Genomic DNA, 767 nt, shown 5'->3' with positions numbered 1-767 from the left:
TGGGGAAACAGCGCCGGATCGGGAATACCGCCCGCGAAGGAAATAATATCCGGCTGATTGATGAGCTTCAGCAGCTCGCGGATTTCCGACGCGGTGAGTTTTAACGCGCGCGGCGCAAAAGCAGTGTTCCAGTCGATACTCACGGGCGCACCCCTCCCAAGACAGGGCTTCTTGATTGTTACCCTTGAGCCTTATCGAAGCTGCGCCCGGCTTTCCAGTACCAAATTGTCTGCCTTGCTGCCGGGACAAGTTTCCCCGCGCCCGAAAACCCTGGTTTTAGGCGGCAGGCCGCCGATCCAGGTCGCCCGCCATGTCCGCAAAGAAGAACTGGCTTGTGATATTCCCATGATAATCGACGACGCGAACGATGCCGGGGCTCTGGCGTTGGGCCACGCGGCACGCCCATTCCACTGCGTCTTCGCGCGCGTCGAACAGGGCTTCGGGCCGGTCGGCCCCATCGGTCTGCACGTGCCATTCGTCGAAATGGGGCGCGACCCAGAAAATCGGATGAGTGGATGTCCGGGACATTGTCCGGCGCTCCTGAAGATCATGAACAAGAAAGGGTGAGTGATGGGCGCATATATAGCGCCGGAGTGTGACGAAAATAGGTCTATTCCTGCACATCACCCCTGCGTCGGGAACAGAAACCCCAAAAGCCCCCGCAGGATATTGCGCTGCGGCAAAGTTTTTCTGGTGATAAATATGGCTCACGCGGGTTCATATTCAGCGATTCTTAAGAAAAGCCCTTAACCTTCTTGACGGTTCGG

Annotated in this window: 1 protein-coding gene; it reads right to left on the bottom strand. The window is 57.4% G+C overall.

Features of this window, described 5'->3' with window-relative positions; genetic code table 11:
• Positions 1–276: 276 nt before the first annotated feature.
• Positions 277–528 carry a DUF2188 domain-containing protein gene (locus VZ95_RS26175; RefSeq protein ID WP_045777326.1) on the bottom strand — a complete coding sequence of 84 codons (252 nt, stop codon included), beginning with the start codon at positions 526–528 and terminating at the stop codon, positions 277–279.
• Positions 529–767: the final 239 nt, after the last annotated feature.

It is taken from the genome of Elstera litoralis (assembly GCF_000963705.1).
Lineage (GTDB): Bacteria > Pseudomonadota > Alphaproteobacteria > Elsterales > Elsteraceae > Elstera > Elstera litoralis.
Note: the sequence above shows the minus strand (reverse complement) of the source record. Positions and strands in the feature narration are given on the sequence as shown.

Bases quoted from the DNA above. Each gene is read 5' to 3' on its own strand.
- VZ95_RS26175 (WP_045777326.1), bottom strand. From the start codon at position 528: ATGTCCCGGACATCCACTCATCCGATTTTCTGGGTCGCGCCCCATTTC.